The following is a 20763-nucleotide window of genomic DNA, read 5'->3' as shown; positions in this document are numbered from 1 at the left end:
TTTTAAAAGAGGTGAGTTTTCTATTCTTCCTTTGTGCTTCATCCTTTTCACCTTATTTATGATATTTTCCATGACTGTTAATCTGAAATGCACGGTATATCTGTTCACAGACCATCACGCGCGCCAATTGATGCGGAAATGTCATAGGGGACATAGAAAGCTTAAAATCCGCTTTTTTCTTTAATTCCTCGGAAAGCCCGAAGGAACTTCCGATAAGAAAAGAAATGGTGCTATTACCGTTGACCGCAAGATGATCTATTTTTTCGGCGAGCTGTTCCGAGGAAAGCACACGGCCTTCAATGCAAAGCGCGAACAGAAACGAGTTGCCGGCCGCGGAAAGGATCTTCTCCCCTTCCGTTTGCAGCGCCGCGGCAATCTGCGCGTTCGACGGATTGTCCTGCAGACGGGATTCCGAAATTTCACAAATTGAAAAGGAACAAAACGCATGAAGCCTTTTCTCATATTCCGCACAGGCCTGCCGCCAATAGGGCTCCTTTAACTTTCCAACGCAAATAATTCTTATATTCAGCATAGCTTCCTCTAAAATAGCAAAACATTTCCTGCCGTGTTTTCCCTTGGGGCAACAAAAAGCTGATAGTCCACTCCCTCTTTCAGCCCTGCTAAAGAAAGCGAACAGAGAGAAGTTTGGTACGCAAGCTCCGGTGTATTATTTTCAGAGCTAAGATGTGCAAGCAAAAAGCGAGTTGTCCCAGCCTGTGCAAGACCGCAAAGTTCATCCGCACACGCCTGATTGGACAGGTGCCCCGTATCGGACAGAATTCTTCGTTTCAGCGGGTAAGGATAAGGTCCGTTTTTCAGCATGCCGACATCATGGTTTGATTCCAGTACAACAAAATCCGCCCCCGTTAATTCCTTCCGCACGGAGTCGGAAAATACGCCCAGATCGGTAGAAAAGCCAACGACCCTGCCGTCGTGCGTTTCAATACGATACCCCACACTCTCCGCGCTGTCATGCGAAGTGCGGAAAGGCTTAATGAACATATCGGCACATTCCATTCCGTTTTCATCGATTACGTCGGTTGGAAATTTCCCGTTCACGCATCCCATATTTTCAAGCGCACACAATGTGCCGGAGGAAGCGTAAACCGGAAGATGCTGGTGCGACGCAAACACCCGCAAGCCTTTTACATGATCAGAATGTTCATGCGTAACAAAAACAGCTTTTACGGCTTCAAACGCAATACCGCAGCATTGTAACATCGTATTTAACTGCTTGGCGGTTCTGCCGGCGTCAATCAAAATTCCCGCACGCGCCGAACCTATGTAATAACTGTTCCCGCTGCTTCCACTAAACAGCGGACATAATCTTGCCATAAAAGGCCCCCTAAGTATTAAGAAAAGGGAAAGACGGCCGTCAATCCCTTTTAGAACGTCATCTTATTTAAATTGCCTGTGCAACCGTCGGCTCCGGAACATGAATTCTCCGGATATCCGACCCCAAAGCACGGAGTTTGTCTTCTACATTTTCATAACCGCGTTCAATTTGATTGATTCCTTCGATCTGTGTTGTGCCGGACGCAGCAAGAGCCGCAATCAGCATTGCCGCCCCCGCGCGAAGATCCGTTGCTTTTACCGGAGCCGCATTTAAATGGTCAACACCCTCGATTACAGCCAATCTGCCATCAACCGATATCTGTGCCCCCATTCTTTTCAATTCTTCCACATATTGAAAACGGTTATCCCAAACGCTTTCATTGATAATGCTAGTACCGTTCGCAATAGAAAGCAGCACCGCGATCTGCGGCTGCATATCGGTCGGAAAACCCGGATGCGGCATTGTTTTAATATTGCATTTGGTAAGAGAACCTGAACGGCTTACGCGAAGCGCATCGTCGAATTCCTCAATCTGCACGCCCATTTCCTCCAGCTTGGCGGAAATCGATTCCAAATGCTTTGGTATTATGTTTTTCACAAGAACATCCCCACAGGTTGCAGCAGCAGCGACCATATAGGTGCCGGCTTCAATCTGATCTGGTATAATCGAATACGTAGTGCCGACTAAGCGTTCCACTCCGTAAATTTTTATGACATCGGTACCGGCTCCGCGGATATCGGCGCCCATCGAGTTCAAAAAGTTTGCAAGGTCGACAATATGCGGTTCTTTTGCCGCATTTTCAATAACAGTCAGGCCATTTGCCTTTACAGCGGCCAGCATAATATTGACCGTTGCACCAACGGAAACAACGTCCAAATAAATATTGGCGCCTTTCAGAGAATTTGCACGGACGTCAATCATTCCGCCTTCCAACTTATATTCTGCGCCTAAAGCGGCAAAACCTTTTAAATGTTGATCAATTGGGCGTACACCAAAATCACAACCGCCGGGCATGGTCACCACAGCGTGGTTAAACCTTCCCAATAAGGCGCCTAACAAATAATAGGATCCGCGTATATGACGCGCAAGTTCGTAAGAAGCAATGTGAGTATGGATCGGTCTGGGATCAATCTCCAAAGTAGACTTGTTTATATGTCGTATCTTTGCTCCCATATCATATAGAATCCTGGTTATCGAAGAAACATCGGTTATATTCGGAACATTTTCAATAATACATACACCATCTGCCAAAATTGCTGCCGGTATAATCGCAATCGCGGCATTTTTTGCCCCGCTGATGCTGACTTCTCCGGTAAGACGATTGCCACCTTTAATAACGAACTTGTCCAATGTGACACGCTCCAATCTAAAGTTAAACAATAATATTATTACATTTTTACGCGGATTATAGGCGTTTTTCATGAATAAATTATTGTAAATATTTTTTAATTAATTCTACTAACAATAGAAAAAATTGCCGCGGAAAATATGGATAAATTATCATTACATACTTAATGATAATAATACACAAACTTTCAAAAGTCAAGAACTCGCTTGGGAAACGAAAGGGATTCCGGGCAATCCACCTTCATTTCCCAAGTATTGAAACCGATCCGACTAATAAAATAAAACAGAACGGTTAAAAATCACCGCGAAACATAGCCTAACGGATTCACCTTGGTGCCGCGTTTAATTACTTCAAAATGGCAATGCGGGCCGGTAGAATTTCCAGTGCTGCCAACAAGCGCGATTGCCTGCCCCTTTGATACCCGCTGCCCCGGCGATACCAAAACTTTGCTTGCATGCCCGTATAAAGTAGTCAATCCATTCCCATGGTTAATTCTTACGCAGTTGCCATAGCCGCCGCTGTCCCAGCCGGCCGAAATAACAACACCGCCGTCCGCAGCGACAATCGTTTTCCCGTAAGCGCTACCGCCGGAAATATCGATTCCGCTATGGAATACGCCCCAGCGCCATGTGAAATAGGTCGTGATCGTATGCAGGGACGGTACCGGCCACATCAGGCTGCCGGTGCTGACGCCAAGGCTGCTGATGGAAGGTCGCTTTTTGGTGCCGGTAATTACAACTTTATCAACAGAAGGCTTTACGACCGTCCTGCTGACGATTTCACGTTTGGACTCCATACCATTTATATAATAAATTTTATCGACGCATTGCTGTACACCGTTTATTCCTTCGTTTTTCAGCTTGGAGTAATCCGTGTACTGGGAATCGTCAGGAATCGTAACGGTTTTATAAGAGAGAGGGACCTGATAGGTGACGGTTTTCACGATCTGAACATTCAGCATGGGAACCGCAACCTCAAGATTGATTAAATCCCCCGGCATAAGATTATCGCCAAGCTGATTATTATTAATCTTGTTGAGCGCAGCAATCGTTGTATGGTTTGCTTTTGCGATCGATGTAACCGTGTCCCCTTCTTTTACCGTATAAGTTACCGCGGACTTAGACGTTCCGGTTATGATTTTGTTTAGGGCTTCCGGGGTCATGATGGACGTGGTCGGAAAGAGTCCGTTTATGGTTTCCACGTCCTGAATAAAAGCAGCCGTTGCGTTCATATCGTTTCCCTTTGCCTTATTCAGAATATTCTGAAGCATATAACGCAGATCCGCGCTGCTTTTCACCGCGCCGATCAGTTCGCCGTTCACGTAAAGGCCGCTGGCTTCTTCTATGATTCCGTTCGACTGCTGGATAATCTTATCGCAAACGGTATTAACAGGCGAAACCGTCCCCGCGTCTACAACCGCAAGCCGAAAAGTAGGCGTAACATTAATTTTTATATTACTGTCAGCCGTATCATGAACCATACGCTGGCTCACCATTTCGCTTGCCTGTTCAAAAACCTTTTCGTTCTGAATCGTGGCGACTTCTTTCCCGTCATACGCGAGTACCAAACCATAGTTCAGACCCGTCCAGTAACGAATCGTAAATCCAAGCAAAAAAGCAGCGCCAATAGGTGCCGCTAAATTGAGGATGGAACATACAAAGCCCTTATGGCGAATAAAGCTCTTCGCCGTTACGATGATATACTCATGGAACACATGGGACAGACCGACCTTTTTTGCCTCTTCAATTCTTCTGCGGGCAATGGTAAAGCCTTCCCGTATTGATGAACATTCTTCTTTTAAATTTGCAATGCGCTTTCCGATATAGGCAGCGTACAAGGATTTGACAAGGTTGGTAAAAGGCCGAAAAAAGCGAGAAAGTCTGCGGCGTACACGTTTTAAGATCCGAACAGACTGTATACCGGTTATATATAGAAACTTGATTGCATTTTCAGTTGCCCCACGGCAGGTAAATTGACATTTGCTATACAAACCACTTAGCTGAGGGAGCTGCATGAAACAAAATCCTTTCAGGCCGTTAAATTGTTACAGGTTTGTAACACCTTTAATTTTATGATATAACAAAAGTAACAATTTTGCAACCCATTGGTAAAAATTTAACAGATCGGAAACAATATAACAAAGAGGATTTAGCTTAAATACCTAAGATTTTCCTCGCACCATCCCTCAATGATGGGAAGAAATTCCCTTGCCTCATTCTTTGCTCCCTCCAGATCATGTTCCAGATAATTGCCGCATTCTACAGCGGAAGCTCCCGGAATTTCCCCTTCAAAATCTGCAATAAATGCAAAAGCATCCTTTATGAGCTGAACAACATCCATGCTGTCCATGTTCCGCACTAAAAAATAAAATCCGGTACGGCAGCCCATCGGCCCAAAATAAATAACCTGTTCCTTGAATTTTCCATTGCGGGAAAATGTCGCAAACAAATGCTCAATCGTGTGCAATGCCGCGTTTTCCAGGAATGGGGGAACATTTGGCTTTCTCATACGGATATCATAGGTTACAATATCGCCGTCAATACGGGAAATGTAGATTCCGGGTAAAAGTTTATTATGATCAACACAAAAGCTCGCTATCTTTTCCATACATAGATCTCCTTTAAAACATGGGGGTTTCCCCTGTCAGTTTTCCATAATCATTTGTCTTGAAAAAAGCAGGAATGAATGCAATGCTTTCTTGAACAGACTGCTCGTAAAGCTCCAGAAAGCTTTCCTCCCTCTCGTTCCCACACCCAATCGGCCAGCTCCATCGGGAATGCAGAATGTTCGCATAATCAAATGCATCCCCTTCGCTGATACTCCGAAAGTGGCAGGAATAAGTGCGCTTACCGCTCTTTTTTTCCAAGCGTTCCACCAGCGCTTTCTTCATCGTCGTCCGGTCATTAAGCAATCCAAAGGCTTTCCGGCAATCCGAAGTGGCCTGTAAAAGCGGAACACCCGCATTTGTAAGACCGTATAAACGTTCCAACAGAAACGCATACAAATCTGCAATTTGCGACCGTACGGTTTTGTTCTTAGGCACGGTTTTTTTCAAATTAAATTCTATCGGAAGCAAACCCGTCTCGTAACGAAGCAGGATTGTGTCCAAAGCGGACTCAATTTCGTTATGCAGGATACTCTCATTCTGTTCCGATTGCCTTTTCAAAAGGATGGAAGTTTCAAACCGGATAAACGGATGGCAGGTTCGGTCCAGCGAATAATGGCAAAGGAAGCCGGATAAATAAGACCGTAGGATTTCCTTTTGGCCGGATGCCTCAAAATATTCCCGCATTGCGGTAAACAGCTTGGACGGATTGTCCTCGTGGAGCCTTAAACCGTATTCGTTCAGGATGTTGTCTTTCCGGCAGGGGAAAAAGCGATAGCAGTAAAGAAAATCAGGCCCCTGGGCTCCCCAAAAGAAAGCATCCTGTATTACCGTAAATTTAGGATCACTTTTTTTCAGTTCTTCGAAAACCCTTTGCGCATGGAAATAATGCGTAATTGCAGCCGGCATAGACAAAGTTACCTGCCTTTAAAAAAAAATAGAGCACGGCAAACCGTGCTCTTTATTTTAGCATATTCAAATTGGTTTTTAAAGGACTTTGGACAAAAAGTCCTGAAGCCGCGCATTTTTAGGATGCTCAAAGAACTCCTGCGGTTCCGCTTCCTCTAAAACTTGCCCGTTATCCATAAAAAGGACACGGGTGGCAACCTCACGGGCAAAGCCCATTTCATGGGTAACAACCACCATGGTCATCCCCTCGGCGGCAAGCTCTTTCATAACCTGCAACACTTCGCCAACCATTTCCGGGTCCAGCGCACTGGTCGGTTCGTCAAACAGCATTACGTCCGGATTCATCGCAAGCGCGCGCACAATTGCGATACGCTGCTTCTGGCCGCCGGAAAGCTGAACCGGGTATGCCTTCGCTTTGTCCGCAAGGCCGATGCGCTCCAAAAGCTGCATTGCTCCCTGTTCGGCTTCCTGCTGTGTCTTTAACTTTAAAGTAACCGGCGCAAGCGTGATATTCTGAAGCACCGTTAAATGCGGAAACAAATTAAAGTGCTGGAACACCATTCCCATCTTCTGGCGCAACTGATTGATATTACAGTCCGGAACATTGATTTGTGTTCCTTCAAACCAAACTTCCCCATTTGTCGGCTGCTCAAGAAGATTCAGGCAGCGCAGGAAGGTGCTTTTTCCGGAACCGGACGGGCCGACGATAACCACTTTCTCTCCCTTTTCAATATTCTGGTTAATTCCATTTAAAACATCCAGATCGCCGTTCAGGGTGTGGAAGGTTTTCCTCAAGTTTTTAACGGTAATCACTTCTATGCAGCCTCCTTTCCAGTTTTCCAAGCAGGGTTGTCAAGCCGACAACAATTAAGAGATAAATTGCCGCAACGGCCAACAGGGGCGTAAAGGCGTCATACGTAATGCTGCGGATGGTGTCGCCGCCCTTTGTCAAATCCTGAATCGCTATATAACCGGCTACCGAAGTTTCCTTTACCAATGCGATAAACTCATTGCCGATTGCAGGCAATACATTTTTCAATGCCTGGGGAAAAACGATTTTTACCATGGTATCGCGCTGATTCAGCCCCAGCGAACGTCCGGCTTCCACCTGTCCTTTGTCAACGGACTGGATTCCGCCGCGGATGATTTCGGCGACATATGCGCCGGAGTTAATCCCGAATGCCAGTATTGCGGCGGCGATACGATTGGTTGACCACTGGAATACAATGTACCACATGATCATCAACTGAACAATAATCGGCGTTCCGCGGATAACCGTCAGATAGAACGTGCATATGGCATTCGATATCCGCAGTTTCTTCGGATTGTCTGTATGCGCCGTTTTAATCAAGGCTACGATCGTTCCCAAAACAATACCGATGATAATTGCAAAAAAAGTAATCTTTAATGTATTTCCAAGTCCGTCTACAATGTACTGGTACCTGTTTTTTTCAATAAAAGCATCGTAAAACTTCTGAGGAAACTCAGAAAAGTACGAAAGCGGAATGGCCGCGAGCAGAGAATTCATATTGTACCCCCGTTTTATAAACTGGAAAAGCAGGGCAGCGGTGCCGCTGACCCTGCGTTTTATTATGCTGTAGATTAAGCGCCAAGAGCCGCCTTATATTTATCAATTATTTTATCAAGCTCGCCGCTGGATTTTAAATCGGCAAGTACTTCGTTTACCACTTTCAGCATTTCTTTGTCGCCCTTCGGAACTGCGATCGCGTATTTTTCAACGGTTAAGGCCTCGTCAAGCTTTACCAGTTTGTCTGGATTTTTCTCAACAAATTTCTTAGCTGGGAAATCATCAATGACGACCGCGTCAATTTTGCCGTTGAGCAAATCGGATATTGCGTCTACGCCTTTGTTGTAGCGCTCCGTGGAAGCAACCTTAATATCGCTTGTTCCCTTTTCGTTTGTGCAATAGGAATCCCCGGTTGTCCCCTGCTGTACGCCAACCTTTTTGCCGTTCAAATCTATCCGGGTTTTGATCGGGCTGCCCTTTAAAACGATAATTGACTGGGAGGCGTCAAAATACGTATCGGAAAAATCCACATTCTTCTTTCTGTCTTCGTCCGCCGTCATGCCGGCCGCAACAAAATTGGTTTTTCCGGTGCTGAGCTCCGCTACCAGCGAATCAAAAGCAACGTCGTTTATTTTCAGCTTAACGCCAAGTTTCTCCGCGATTTTGTTGGAAATATCAATATCAATCCCAACAATGTTATCGGCATCCTTGTATTCGAACGGTTCAAATTCCGCGTTTGTAGACATGGTTATAAAGCCGTCCGCCTTAATTTTTTCCACACTTGTAGCGGCGGCACCCGTGCTGGCTGTTCCGCTCGTTGTTCCGGACTGTGTACAGCCCGCCATGGAAACCGTTAGCGCCATTGCAAGAAGAAATGCCGCAAGCTTTGAAAACTTTTTCATACTTTTATCCCCCATATCAAATTCATTTATTGCTTTTCAGTACGAATGTATTATACCGCATAATTATACATTGATCAAGCATATTTTAAAGAAAATATGCATTTTTATGAATTCATATGGTATGATTCGCTTTTGGTTTTCTTTTTTGTTTACTTTACCATACCGCTCCATTCCAGCAGTTTTTTCATATCGTTCGGCAATGCGCAAGTAAAGCGCCGGTCCTGACCGGAAACCGGATGGACAAAGTGTATATTTGTGCAATGCAGTGCCTGCCTTGAAAGGAATTCCAGGTGCCCTCCGTACAGATCGTCCCCGGCCAGAGGGTGTCCAAAATGGGACATATGCACGCGGATTTGGTGCGTGCGCCCGGTTTCTATGCGAAGGGAAACAAAGGTGTACCCCCTGCCTGTGCAAAGGACGCGCCAATGCGTGACGGCAGATTCCCCGCAGGGTGTAACCGTGCGCTGGATGGTATGTCCTTCCTTTAAGGCAATCGGTACATCAATCGTACCGCTCCCGGAAAATTCGCCTTCGCATATTGCCATGTATTCTTTCTCAATATTTCCCGCAAGTCGAGCCGCGCAATAAGGGTTCTTCGCCAGAACGACAAGGCCGGTTGTATCCTTATCCAACCGATATACCGGCCGAAACGCCAGCCTTTCGTTTCGACGGAGATGATAAGCGGCAACCGCGTTGGCAAGGCTGTCCCGGTCATGCCCCGGCGCAGGATACATTGGCATATTCGCGGGCTTATCAATAATCAGCAAATCCTCATCCTCATAGACAACGGACAGCAGCCGATCCTCCGGTTCAGGCTGTTTTCTGTCATCCGGCATTCGTATTCTTACCACATCCCCGGCACTTAATGTCTGAGTGACAATCACATGCAAGCCATTTTTCGTAATGCCCATCGGCTCACGCTTTAGCCTGACCATCAGCCTTGCGGATATTCCGCAGTATCCGCGCAGGAAATTCTTCACACTTATCCCATCGTATTCAACTGGTACGGTAAAGCTTAATTCACGCATAACATTGAAAAATAGAAAGGGGCAGCTTAAGCCGCCGCCTCTTCTTCCTTATCCTAGATTATTTCACTTCTACGGTCCAGCCGAATGTATCTTTTATTTTGCCCCATTGAATACCTGTGAGCGTATCATACAAACGTTGGGAAATCGGACCGATTTCGCCGTTATTGATATCCATAATCTCATCGCCCCACTTCAAATGGCCGATCGGGGAAATAACCGCAGCCGTTCCGGTTCCGAAAGCTTCCTTCAGCCGGCCGTTCCGGGCAGCCTCTGCAAGCTCGTCAATGGAAATCTTGCGTTCCACTACATTCATACCCCAGGATTTTAACAGCTCAATCGAAGACATACGGGTTATGCCGGGAAGAATGGACCCCTGCAGCTCCGGGGTAACAATTTCATCCCCTATGACGAAAAATACATTCATGGTACCGACTTCTTCAATGTACTTCCGTTCCACACCGTCAAGCCAAAGCACCTGCGTGTAATTCTGTTTTTCCGCTTCGTCCTGCGCTTTCAGGGAAGCCGCATAGTTCCCGGCCGTCTTTGTATAGCCCATACCACCCCTTACCGCGCGGACATAATTTTTCTCAACATAGATCTTAACCGGATTCAACCCCTCCGGATAATACGCGCCCACAGGACAGCAGAGAATGATAAACACCAGATGCCGCGCCGGATGTACGCCGATATGGGGATCAATTCCGATAATAAAAGGACGAATGTAAAGGGAAGTTCCTTCCGCGGACGGAATCCAATCCTTTTCAATCGAAACCAGCTTTTCAATCGCTTTTTCACAGAATTTTTCATCAATCAGCGGAATGCAGAGACGGTCGTTGGAAGAATTCAGACGCGCCATGTTTTTATCCGGGCGAAATAGAAGAACCCTTCCATCAACCGCACGATAAGCCTTCATTCCTTCAAAAACAGACTGACCATAATGCAAACACATTGCCGCCGGTGACAGCTCAATCGGTCCAAACGGGACAATTCTGGCATCGTGCCAGCCCTCTCCCTCGTCATAGTTCATGACAAACATATGATCCGTAAAAATCGTACCGAATTCAAGTTTATCTGCAGCCGTTGGCTTCGGTTTCGGATGGTCTGTCAGTTCAACTCTGATTTCCTGCATTGTAATGCCCTCTTTCAAATTAATTACCGATTATTATAGCATTATTTCCCTTCGATTTCAAGCTTTAGTGCCTTAAAGCGACAGAAATCACTTTTAATTGTTTCGTAGTCCTTTCGGATAATGGTTTTTCAACCGGCCGTTCGAGCATTTGCCAAACCCGGTCAGCACGCCATCAACCGCCACGCCCGTGTAGCCCTTATAGCTTGCGTCAACCGCAATTTCTTCCCCGCGAAGAAACGCGTAAATTTCCGCCGAATCATGCGGAAAATTGATTACGGAACACAATTCTTTGGGCTTCGCCGCCATAAACGCCGCGTGCGCGGGTTCAATACGTTTAGTCTTTAGCTCCCCCAGAAGAAGCCCTGCTCGGATTACCCCCAAGTTCTTCAAATCCGGCAAATGCTCCGGCAGCAATAGAAGGTGCTTTCCAACCTGTTCAATCCTGCCATCCTGTTTGGAAAGATAAATCTGAGAATAGAACTCCTGCATTTCCCTGCTTGTTGCAAGGCTCTGCGGGGAATACGGTTTTGGATACGCATCATTTTTTGACAGCCTTTGCAAAACCGCGACAAAATGCCCTTCGCCTTTATCCATTGGGAAAATACGGCGTGCTTCCGGCAGCAATGCCGGACGTCCGAACTGCAAATTCCGGTCGATTAATGTAAAATCGTCCCGCTCCTTTAAGAACGCTTCGATAACACCTTCATTTTCTTCCCTTGAAAAAGTACAGGTGGAATAAACAAGGATGCCGTTTTCCTTCAACGCCTGCGCAGCGCTCAGCAGGATTGCCAGCTGCCGGACTGCGCAGGCTTCGATATGCTCCGGACTCCAATCCTGAATCGCCTGCTCGTCCCGGCGGAACATCCCTTCCCCGGAGCATGGCGCGTCCACCAACACTTTGTCAAAAAATCCGGCCAGACCTTCACAAAGTATTCCCGGGTGGCAGGAAGAAATCACAGCGTTTTTTACGCCCATACGTTCCATATTGGAAAGCAATATGTTTGCCCTGCTTTTTACAATTTCATTGGACCATAGCAAACCCTGCCTATTTAAAAGGGAAGCAATCTGTGTAGATTTTCCTCCGGGCGCGGCGCATAAATCGAGAACAACGTCCCCCGGTTGCGGATCCAAAGCAGTTACCGCGCTGGCGGCGGAAGGCTCCTGGGAATAAAAAGCACCGGCATGATGCATCGGCAGCTGCCCGATCTTTGGCGCATCTTCCGGCACATAGTAAGACATCGGCGAAAACGGGGCAGGCTGAATCGAAAACGGAAGAGCGGCCTTTAATGTTTTCAAATCGCATTTGAGCGGGTTTAACCGAATCCCACGATAATGTGGTTCTTTATAACAGGAGAAAAAGGCATCGTATTCCTCTCCCAGCAGTTCTTTCATTTTCTCCTTAAATTTCTGTGGAAGTTCAACCAAATCCAACATCTCCCGTTTTAAATGGTATATTTTATCCGCAAGTACAAAGAATAAACACTAAAGGGGGTGAATACCTTGGATAAACAATCTTCGAAGTCGAGCGAAAGTAATCGCGCTTCCAGTCCCAACATGAACCATAGCTCCAACACAAAAGAAAATTACAGCAATGGTTCCAACCGCACGAACAACAACGCCACACAATCAACAAAAAATTCTGCCAACAATTGCAGAGACAACTAAAACGAATTACAACAGGGTATTATAGAAACAGGCGGGCTTGTAGATCCTACAAAGCCGCCTGTTTCCTATTTCTTTTTTACATTCGCAATCAATTCTTTTAAAGTTTTATCTTCCGCTTTCACTTGGCGGAAACCCTCTCCGGAAATCTCACCGGCTTCTCCAACAATCATAAACGCATTCTTATCATGGGAACGCACAATATCTTTTACCTTCACAACCTCATACCGGCGAACCGCGCAAAGCAAAACTTCCCCTTCTCTTCCGCTGTAAGCACCGCGCGACTTTAAAATCGTAACGCCGCGATCCATTTCCAAAATATCCTTCGTAATCTCATCGTTTTCTTTCGATATGATAAATAAGAGCTTTCCGGTTCCCGTATCCGTACCATAAAGAATGGAATCGATTAATCTGGTGGAAACGAATATGGCGATTACCGCATATAATGCGCTTTCAATACTTCCATAGACGATCGCCGAAGTAAGAATAATTACCGAATCGATCCCCAGCATCAGCTTTCCCATGGAAAAATTTCGAAGTCTTCTGCCAAGCAGCCGGGCGATCATATCCGTACCGCCGGTTGTGCCTCCGCGCATAAAGACCAAAGAAAGGCCGACCCCTTCCAGCAACCCGCCGAAAAGCGCGGCCACCATCTTTTCACCGGTATAATGCGGCAAAACTTTTGCAATTACGTCGATCGCAACGGATACAAACACAGTAGCAATGATCGTTTTCCCAACAAGCTTATATCCGATCTCCATAATTGCCCAAATAAAGATTGGAATATTGAAAAGCAGGCCGGTCATGCCAATCGGCCAATGCCATATATAGTTTATCATTGTGCAGACACCGGTAATCCCGCCCGGCGCAATATGGTTTGGAGCGGTAAAAACATCGACTGAAACGGCATAGATCAAACTGCCGACAAGAAAAAACAAATTATCTTTTAAAATTTCAATTATTTTCGTTTTTGGAGCATCAGAAAGCATGGCATCCCCTCCCGTGCTATTCGCCGCACATAATATTAAATATCTCACGAAGCCTTTCCATGTTCCCGGTTAAATAAATATAACCAAAAAGCGCCTCAAAAGCGGTTGCCGCATGGTAATCGGCTATAGACGAATTTTTAGGTACATGGTTAACATGGGCATTGCGGCCCCGGCGGAACACTTCTGTTTCTTCCTCCGTTAAAAGCGGAAGAAGCTTTTTTGAAGCTTCCGCCTGCGCTTTGCAGCAAACCTGAGCAACTGCGCTTTTATGCAGGGCATTGACCGGGCAATTTCCCTGGCAGACAAGCCGTTCCCGCACAAGAAGGTCAAAAACCCCGTCGCCAATAAAGGCAAGCGTCAAAGGGCTTAACTGCTTCGGGTCGCAATCCGCATTATATAATCGTTCCAAATAAACACCTCAACCCCAAGAATCCTGCCTGTTCTCTACATCGCAAACAGGACTATTCCATAAAGTCAAATTCGATATCGTAAATATTGACAGTATCCCCTTCTTGAATACCGGCCTCACGCAACGCATCAATTACACCGGTATTGATTAAAACGCGCTGGAAATACTGCAGGGACTCGTAATCGTCAAAATTCACGGAATTAATAACCTGTACAAGCCATTCGCCTTCAACAACAAATACACCGTCCCGATTTGTCACCTTCACTTCGTGCCGGTTGGTTGTTTCCGCCGGCGTCAAAGGCACAGGCTCCGGATCGAAACGCTTGACGGGCGGAAGCTTGCTGAGCAATTCCAAAATTCGCTTGAGCAAAGGATCCACCTGATAGCGGATTGCCGCCATGATCGGGAAAAATTCATAGCCTTGTTTTTCCACAAAGCTCTTGAAATTTTCTATTTGTTCATCCGTTGCCAAGTCGCATTTGTTTCCGGCAACAAGCATTGGTTTTTCTGCAAGCTCCGGGTTGAATTTCTTTAATTCCGCGTTGATTGTCTGAAAATCCTGCTTCGGGTCACGACCTTCGCTGCCCGAAACGTCAACAATATGCACAAGCATCCTACACCGTTCCACATGGCGAAGGAACTGATGGCCCAGTCCGGCTCCTTCCCCGGCCCCTTCTATCAGCCCGGGGATATCCGCAATGACAAACGATTGGCCTTCCCCCATGCGCACAACGCCTAAAACGGGAGTAATCGTGGTAAAATGGTAATTGGCAATCGTCGGCTTTGCTTCGCTGACAACGGAGACCAGCGTGGATTTCCCCACATTTGGATAGCCAACCAACCCGACGTCCGCCAAAAGCTTCAATTCCAATACGAGCTCCATCGTTTCCCCAGGCATACCGGGCTTTGCAAAGCGTGGCGTTTGGCGTGTCGCCGTTGCGAAATGGATATTTCCCCAGCCGCCGCGGCCGCCTCTGGCAATAACCTGCGGCTCGTCGCCGGACATATCGGCAACCAATCTGCCCGTTTTGGCGTCTTTTAAAAGCGTTCCTCTTGGGACTTTTATAACTAGGTCTTCGCCTTTTTTTCCATAACACCGGCCGCCTTTGCCGTCTTCCCCGTTTTGGGCAACATATTTGCGCTTATAGCGGAAATCGGCAAGAGTAGAGAGATTATCGTCCACCTGAAAAACAATGTTGCCGCCTCTGCCGCCGTCACCGCCGTCCGGTCCGCCGGACGCAATAAACTTTTCGCGGTGGAAGGCTACCTTTCCGGCGCCGCCATCCCCGGCTTTAATCGTAATTTTCGCACTGTCTATAAACATCCTGAGCTTACCGCCATTCTTTCAAACTATAAAATTAGTATATCATAATTTTTGCCATTAAGTCAAAAAATCCCGGGCAAACCAGCCCGGGATTTTCATTTACTTGAATTGGCTTTACTGCTCAACTGCGTAAACGCTGACCTTTTTGCGGTCACGGCCAAGGCGTTCAAATTTTACACGGCCATCAACCAGTGCGAAGAGGGAATCGTCAGAGCCAATACCGACGTTCTCGCCCGGATGAATATGTGTGCCGCGCTGCTTAACAAGGATGTTACCGGCAAGTACAAACTGACCGTCGGCACGCTTTACGCCAAGGCGCTTGGATTCGGAATCACGGCCGTTCTTGGTGGAACCCATTCCTTTTTTATGAGCAAATAACTGAATATTTATCTTTAGCATTCTTTACACCTCCGTATAGCTTACGCGAATATTCTGAGGATACTGTTCCTCAAGTTCCTGCAAATGAAGTTTAAAGCCCGCAAGGATATTGCGGCAGTTTTTAACTTCCTGTGGCGAAATTCTTACAAGCATATACCCATCCTCCACGGCGACCTGGGCATCCGCTTTCATAATTTCCGTTATGGTATTGGCAGTCATATACGCAGCGGAAGAAACCGAAGCGCAAACAATATCCCTTCCTGCCACTCCATTATGACCGGTAATCGAAAAACCAATGAGTTCGCCGTCCGGCCGGATGAAAAACTCTGCACTAATCATGATATTCACGCATTAATCGCGGTAATCTGCACTTTCGTGTAAGGTTGTCTGTGGCCCATCTTGCGTTTCTGGCCCTTTTTGGGTTTGTAAGTGAAAACCGTAATTTTTTTCGCTTTACCGTTTTTCAGAACTTTACCGATAACTTTGGCTCCATCGATATACGGAGTGCCGATTTTGAGTCCGTCGTCGCCGTCAAGCGCTATCACTTTAAAGTCGACGGTAGAGTTTTCTTCCGCAGCAAGCTTTTCGATATAAATGACATCGTCATTCTGTACCTTATATTGCTTGCCACCTGTTTCAATCACTGCAAACATGATTAAAAGGTCCTACCTTTTCTATAATCTCGCTACTACCAGGCGGGTTTCCCACTTTTAGCCCGTAATATGCGGCTTAAACATGATATCATATGCCGTCAATTTTGTCAACATTTATGGGAAATTTCTATTTATCGCGCGACACAAGCTCCCTTGCTAACTGGGACAGGACTTCCGTACCGCTTTCAAAGCCTTCCAAGGCTCTGACGGCGGCATCCGTCAGCTCAAGCGCTTTTATTTTCGCATTATCCAGCCCCATGAGGGTAACATAGGTACACTTACTGTTTTCATCGTCGCTTCCGACCGGTTTGCCCAAGGTTTCGGAATCACCGGTAACATCCAAAATATCGTCAACGATCTGAAAAGCTAGCCCGATCGCTTTGGCATAATTTTCGGCCGCTTTTAGCTGGCTTTCATTGGCTCCCGCAAGAACGCATCCCATTTTCGCCGCCGCTAAAATCAGCGCTCCGGTCTTGTTCTCGTCCATCTCTTGCAGGGTTTTCAGGGATATAACCCGTCCTTCGCTCATAAGGTCGACAACCTGTCCGCCGACCATTCCATAAGCCCCTGCCGCATGGGCAAGGATTCCGGCAGCGGCAACCGCCCGTTCGGCTCCCACCAGGCGGACCGATTCTTCCGAAAGCATAGTTTCGAAAGCCAACGTAAGCAACGCATCACCCGCAAGCAGGGCCGTATCTTCGCCGAATACCTTATGGTTTGAAGGGCGACCCCTGCGCATATCGTCATCGTCCATACAAGGCAAGTCATCATGGATCAATGAATAGGTGTGCGCCATTTCGATTGCACAGGCAAACGGAAGCGCAGCGTGTACATCTCCGCCGCAGATTCTGCAAAATTCCAGCAACAGCAGCGGCCGGATTCTTTTCCCGCCGCTCAAAAGGCTGTAACGCATGGCGTTTATTAAATCCGCCTGCATAATATCTTGCTGCGGAAGGTATTCTTCCAGTTTCCGGTCAACCAGTTCTACTGTCTCATTCACTTGCTGATTAAGCATCTTCGTCACCGCCGGTTTCTTTATACTCCGTTATCTGTTTGATTTTCTGCTCCGCGTTCTGTAATTTATCATAGCAGAAAGCAGCAAGCGCGGAGCCCTCTTCAAATAATTTCAAAGAGGTTTCCAGCGGTTCATTCCCGCTTTCCATGCGGCTTACTATCTCACTCAGTTTCGTAAGGGCTTCCTCAAAGGTCATTTTCTTATTCATGTTTTTCCCTCCACGCTTTCGACCAGACAATGCAGCTTTCCGTCCTTTAAAAGCACGGAAATCCGTTCGCCTTCTTGTACACTCGCAATTTTTGAAACGATATGCTGCTGATGGTTGTAGGTAATCGAATACCCTCTTGAAAGTGTTGCCAACGGGCTGAGGGCATTCAGCTTTCCGCTTGCTGTTCGCAGTTCCAGCTTTGCCTCCGCCGCTTTTTGGTAAATGCTAGCCAGCAATCTCTCATGAAGCTGGTCGACCCGGATCCGTTCCATCTCAATCCGGTTCTGCGGCCTTTGAAAAGTATAGGATGATGTCAGCACAGCAAGCTTACGCCTTAAATCGGGTATTTGATGTTCCATGCATTCTTTCAGCCGCGCGGCACAGCTACTGAGAAAAGTCTTCAGTTCGGCCGCGTCGGGAACGGCCAGTTCAGCGGCAGCCGACGGCGTAGGAGCGCGCAGGTCCGCAACAAAATCACAGATTGTGAAGTCGGTTTCATGCCCGACTGCCGAAATAACCGGTATTTTGGATGCGGCTACCGCCCGCGCAACGCATTCTTCATTAAAGGGCCACAAATCCTCCAGCGAACCGCCGCCGCGCCCAAAAATGATCACGTCTGCGCACGAAAGGCGGTTAAAACGCTCCAGGGCATCCACAAGCTGAGGAGCCGCCCCTTCCCCCTGAACCAGTACCGGGCAGAAAACAATTTCGGCAAGCGGGTACCGCCGGGCCAGAATGGTGGTAATATCGTGTACCGCCGCGCCGGTCGGTGAAGTAATAACGCCGATGCGTCTCGGAAACCTTGGAAGTGGTTTCTTACGCTGTGCGGAAAACAGGCCTTCCGCAGCCAGCTTTGCCTTCAGCTGTTCAAACGCCATATTCAAAGCGCCCAGACCATCCGGCTGCATATCCTCGATATAGAACTGATACTGGCCCGAAGGCTCATATACGCTCACCCTGCCACGAACGATCACTTTCATTCCATCCTTCGGCATAAAGCGAAGCCGCCGCGCATTTTGCGCAAACATAACGGCGCGAATCACACATCGGTCATCCTTAAGCGATAAATACAAATGGCCGGATTTATAGTGATTGGTAAAATTCGAAATCTCACCGCTTAGAAACACATGATTCAAACGCTCGTCGCCTTCAAATAAGGACTTGATATACGTATTTAACTGTGTAACGCTGAGCACAGTTGGGGAAACCAACATGTACTATTCCCCCTTTAGCGAGGTTAAAACTGCAATTCCAGCCGCATTGTCCGCAGAAAAAGCCGGCTCCGCAAAATAAGCCCCGTATTTCTCGGTCAGCACCCTGCGAATCATTCCGTTTGACATGACGCCCCCCGCGAACAACAGCGGAAGCTCGCCGTATCGCTTTAGCAGCTCCTCTGCCATTGCATTGAGCGCGACCAGAATCGACTGCAAACAATAAGACGCAATTTCTTCTTTCGGTTTTCCCATTTGTAACATATCCCTGCATTTATTTTCAATGCCGGAAAGCGAGCAATCCGCCCCTTTCAGCGACGGCTTTATCTTATAACGGATATCCGCTTGCTGCGCTAACCGCTCCAGTTCCTTTCCCGCGGGGAAGGAAAGGCCGAGCATGGCGCCCACCCGGTCAACAGCCTGTCCGCCTTTTAAGTCGAGTGACTGGGCAAGCAGTTCCGTACGAAACACAGACTTCTCATCCGGCGTAACCAGTACCGCTTCGGTTGTGCCGCCGGAAACATGGAAAGCAATAAATTTCTCCTGCAACAGGGACAACTTCCCGGCGGAATACAAAGCGGCGGCGATATGCCCCGCCTGATGGGAAAACGTAACCATCGGAACGCCAAGAGCCCGGGAAATTGCTTTCGCCGTTCCAAAGCCGACTGTGAAGCATGGCATATAAGAGCCTTCCAGATCGCGCGGCCGGCTTGAAGCACCCACGGCAGCAATCGGCTGCCTGCTAGGCAGCAGGGCTTCCAGAAGAACGGGAAGCTGCTGAACATGGTGAAATACCGCGTCGCTCTGGCGAAGGCCAAGCTCACCCGGTTTTACGGGCAGCAGCATTTTCTCCTGCCTTATCTCCCCGTTTTGAAACAGCGCCGCAGAGGTTGTGTAATTGCTGGTATCGATACCAAGCGTATTATTCACGTGCAACTTTATCACCAAGATCTTTTACGACGGAACCCAGCACGCCGTTTATATAGGGGGCATCATCGGCGCCACCGTATTTCTTTGCAATGTTTATCGCTTCATTGATGGACACATTGACCGGAATGTCTTTTTCAAACATTATCTCATAAATTGCCATCTTTAAAAGCGCAAGGGAAACTTTTGAAAGCCGGTTCATTTTCCATCCGCGGATATTTTTTTCAATTAGCGCTTCTATCGCTTCCTCATTCTGTTCCGCGCCGACGGCGATTCTCCTGGCAAAATCATCAATAATGATGTCGCTGCATAAGCCTGCCGCGTCAATAATCTGTTCGGTCGTATCGTGGCTGAAGCTTCTTTCAAAGATCAGAACAAATGCCTGTTCCCTCGCTTCACGTCTTTTCATTTACCTTCCTCCGTACCTTTAACCTCATTTAAAATAAAAACCCTCCACGGGTATGTGGAGGGTTTTCGCTGATTATATTTTCAAACATCCACGCTAACATTATACCACAATCTTTACTAGAATCAATATTTTATCCGAACAGAAAGGAAGGAAAGATTCTATGTACGGTAATACGGGCGAAAACAAGGGATTATTTGACTTCCACAATTTTAATCTTGTCATAGCTTATTCCGCTTTGACCGGAAACAATATCTTTAATAACGATTGCGTTATTCTGTGTTAATTCATTGGTTTTTACCGCAACGCTGCATTCCGAATTCTGAATGAACACGAGGCAGTCCTGAAAGCCCTTCGCTTTAATCAGGTTTTCCGCATTGTTTTCTCGAAGGGTGTTCTGCGCAATCATGGCAGCCTGATTCACCGCTTCCTTCTTGGCGGCGTCGTTCGATTTGGAATCCGCCAAAACCTTTTCCAGAAGCTCCACCGCCTGATCCCTTGATTTCTGCCGGGATAAACGCGCTTCGCTGAAATATGTGTCCGCAGATGCGTTTGTCTTTTTGGACTGAGAGACGGACGACGTCGATTTCGAATTTCCGGACATCGGCGCATCCGCAAGCTGCGCTTCGCCAAGCTCATGCCCCGCCGTCGAAGCTACCGTGTTGGTTGCGATCAACGGGCTGTTGCCGGAAAACTGCCAATTCAGATAAACCGCCGCGCCAAGTGCCACAATTAAAGCCGCAAGAACAAGCTGTCGCTTTCCCATAGTCATAGAAAGTATTCCCCCTGTTTAAAA

At 47.2% G+C, this 20763-nt stretch carries 24 protein-coding genes; all 24 read right to left on the bottom strand.

From position 1 onward, the window contains the following. Positions 1 to 52: 52 nt before the first annotated feature. The 24 genes from rlmH to P9B68_RS00300 all read right to left on the bottom strand — a co-directional run bounded on the left by rlmH (position 53) and on the right by P9B68_RS00300 (position 20739). Entirely contained in the window at positions 53 to 532 is a 480-nt protein-coding gene (rlmH, locus tag P9B68_RS00415; RefSeq protein WP_135659945.1) for a 23S rRNA (pseudouridine(1915)-N(3))-methyltransferase RlmH, read from the bottom strand. Positions 533 to 540: 8 nt separating this feature from the next. Beyond that, positions 541 to 1335 carry an MBL fold metallo-hydrolase gene (locus P9B68_RS00410; RefSeq protein ID WP_135659947.1) on the bottom strand — a complete coding sequence of 265 codons (795 nt, stop codon included), beginning with the start codon at positions 1333 to 1335 and terminating at the stop codon, positions 541 to 543. Positions 1336 to 1402: 67 nt separating this feature from the next. Next, a complete protein-coding gene (locus tag P9B68_RS00405) occupies positions 1403 to 2686 on the bottom strand; it encodes a UDP-N-acetylglucosamine 1-carboxyvinyltransferase (protein ID WP_135659949.1) in 1284 nt (427 codons plus the stop codon). Between the two features lie 296 nt (positions 2687 to 2982). Further along, positions 2983 to 4521 carry a peptidoglycan DD-metalloendopeptidase family protein gene (locus P9B68_RS00400; protein WP_243113005.1) on the bottom strand — a complete coding sequence of 513 codons (1539 nt, stop codon included), beginning with the start codon at positions 4519 to 4521 and terminating at the stop codon, positions 2983 to 2985. Between the two features lie 311 nt (positions 4522 to 4832). Continuing rightward, entirely contained in the window at positions 4833 to 5291 is a 459-nt protein-coding gene (locus P9B68_RS00395) for an S-ribosylhomocysteine lyase (protein WP_135659953.1), read from the bottom strand. A 13-nt stretch (positions 5292 to 5304) separates the two neighbouring features. Beyond that, positions 5305 to 6198, bottom strand: coding sequence for a zinc dependent phospholipase C family protein (locus tag P9B68_RS00390; protein WP_135659955.1), 894 nt, complete (start codon positions 6196 to 6198; stop codon positions 5305 to 5307). A 78-nt stretch (positions 6199 to 6276) separates the two neighbouring features. Continuing rightward, complete coding sequence (locus P9B68_RS00385; protein WP_135659957.1) at positions 6277 to 7011, bottom strand: amino acid ABC transporter ATP-binding protein; 735 nt, start codon at positions 7009 to 7011, stop codon at positions 6277 to 6279. Next, positions 6998 to 7726 (bottom strand): amino acid ABC transporter permease, encoded by a 729-nt coding sequence (locus P9B68_RS00380; protein WP_135659959.1) that lies wholly within the window; start codon positions 7724 to 7726, stop codon positions 6998 to 7000. Before P9B68_RS00380 ends, P9B68_RS00385 begins: the two co-directional genes overlap by 14 nt. Before the next feature lie 74 nt (positions 7727 to 7800). Further along, positions 7801 to 8628, bottom strand: a complete 828-nt coding sequence (locus P9B68_RS00375; protein ID WP_277668258.1) for a basic amino acid ABC transporter substrate-binding protein — start codon at positions 8626 to 8628, stop codon at positions 7801 to 7803. A 149-nt stretch (positions 8629 to 8777) separates the two neighbouring features. Beyond that, a complete protein-coding gene (locus P9B68_RS00370; protein WP_277668257.1) occupies positions 8778 to 9608 on the bottom strand; it encodes an RluA family pseudouridine synthase in 831 nt (276 codons plus the stop codon). 106 nt (positions 9609 to 9714) lie between these two features. Continuing rightward, positions 9715 to 10785, bottom strand: coding sequence for a branched-chain amino acid aminotransferase (locus tag P9B68_RS00365; protein WP_277668256.1), 1071 nt, complete (start codon positions 10783 to 10785; stop codon positions 9715 to 9717). A gap of 93 nt (positions 10786 to 10878) precedes the next feature. After that, complete coding sequence (locus P9B68_RS00360; protein WP_243113006.1) at positions 10879 to 12210, bottom strand: RsmB/NOP family class I SAM-dependent RNA methyltransferase; 1332 nt, start codon at positions 12208 to 12210, stop codon at positions 10879 to 10881. A 305-nt stretch (positions 12211 to 12515) separates the two neighbouring features. Further along, complete coding sequence (locus tag P9B68_RS00355) at positions 12516 to 13436, bottom strand: YitT family protein (RefSeq protein ID WP_135659969.1); 921 nt, start codon at positions 13434 to 13436, stop codon at positions 12516 to 12518. Between the two features lie 16 nt (positions 13437 to 13452). Then, positions 13453 to 13845: a Mini-ribonuclease 3 gene (locus P9B68_RS00350; protein ID WP_277668255.1), complete on the bottom strand. Its 393-nt coding sequence runs from the start codon at positions 13843 to 13845 to the stop codon at positions 13453 to 13455. A 52-nt stretch (positions 13846 to 13897) separates the two neighbouring features. After that, positions 13898 to 15169: a GTPase ObgE gene (gene obgE, locus P9B68_RS00345; protein ID WP_135659973.1), complete on the bottom strand. Its 1272-nt coding sequence runs from the start codon at positions 15167 to 15169 to the stop codon at positions 13898 to 13900. A gap of 114 nt (positions 15170 to 15283) precedes the next feature. Continuing rightward, positions 15284 to 15568 carry a 50S ribosomal protein L27 gene (rpmA, locus tag P9B68_RS00340; RefSeq protein WP_135659975.1) on the bottom strand — a complete coding sequence of 95 codons (285 nt, stop codon included), beginning with the start codon at positions 15566 to 15568 and terminating at the stop codon, positions 15284 to 15286. 3 nt (positions 15569 to 15571) lie between these two features. Further along, positions 15572 to 15886 (bottom strand): ribosomal-processing cysteine protease Prp, encoded by a 315-nt coding sequence (locus P9B68_RS00335; RefSeq protein ID WP_135659977.1) that lies wholly within the window; start codon positions 15884 to 15886, stop codon positions 15572 to 15574. Positions 15887 to 15891: 5 nt separating this feature from the next. Continuing rightward, positions 15892 to 16200 (bottom strand): 50S ribosomal protein L21, encoded by a 309-nt coding sequence (gene rplU, locus P9B68_RS00330; protein ID WP_135659979.1) that lies wholly within the window; start codon positions 16198 to 16200, stop codon positions 15892 to 15894. Between the two features lie 127 nt (positions 16201 to 16327). Further along, positions 16328 to 17215, bottom strand: coding sequence for a polyprenyl synthetase family protein (locus tag P9B68_RS00325; protein ID WP_135659981.1), 888 nt, complete (start codon positions 17213 to 17215; stop codon positions 16328 to 16330). Continuing rightward, positions 17208 to 17423: an exodeoxyribonuclease VII small subunit gene (gene xseB / locus P9B68_RS00320; protein WP_135659983.1), complete on the bottom strand. Its 216-nt coding sequence runs from the start codon at positions 17421 to 17423 to the stop codon at positions 17208 to 17210. Before xseB ends, P9B68_RS00325 begins: the two co-directional genes overlap by 8 nt. Next, positions 17420 to 18637 carry an exodeoxyribonuclease VII large subunit gene (gene xseA / locus P9B68_RS00315; protein ID WP_207669569.1) on the bottom strand — a complete coding sequence of 406 codons (1218 nt, stop codon included), beginning with the start codon at positions 18635 to 18637 and terminating at the stop codon, positions 17420 to 17422. Before xseA ends, xseB begins: the two co-directional genes overlap by 4 nt. Positions 18638 to 18640: 3 nt before the next feature. Then, entirely contained in the window at positions 18641 to 19564 is a 924-nt protein-coding gene (locus tag P9B68_RS00310) for a tRNA (adenosine(37)-N6)-threonylcarbamoyltransferase complex transferase subunit TsaD (protein WP_167875194.1), read from the bottom strand. After that, positions 19557 to 19970, bottom strand: coding sequence for a transcription antitermination factor NusB (nusB, locus tag P9B68_RS00305; protein WP_135659985.1), 414 nt, complete (start codon positions 19968 to 19970; stop codon positions 19557 to 19559). Before nusB ends, P9B68_RS00310 begins: the two co-directional genes overlap by 8 nt. Before the next feature lie 190 nt (positions 19971 to 20160). Beyond that, the gene (locus P9B68_RS00300; RefSeq protein ID WP_135659988.1) at positions 20161 to 20739 is read right to left on the bottom strand and encodes a SpoIIIAH-like family protein; all 579 of its coding nucleotides are present in this window, start codon (positions 20737 to 20739) and stop codon (positions 20161 to 20163) included. Positions 20740 to 20763 lie beyond the last annotated feature (24 nt).

This window comes from Caproiciproducens galactitolivorans (assembly GCF_029266045.1).
Classification (GTDB): Bacteria; Bacillota; Clostridia; order Oscillospirales; family Acutalibacteraceae; genus Caproiciproducens; species Caproiciproducens galactitolivorans.
This window is presented reverse-complemented; position numbering and strand designations above follow the sequence as displayed.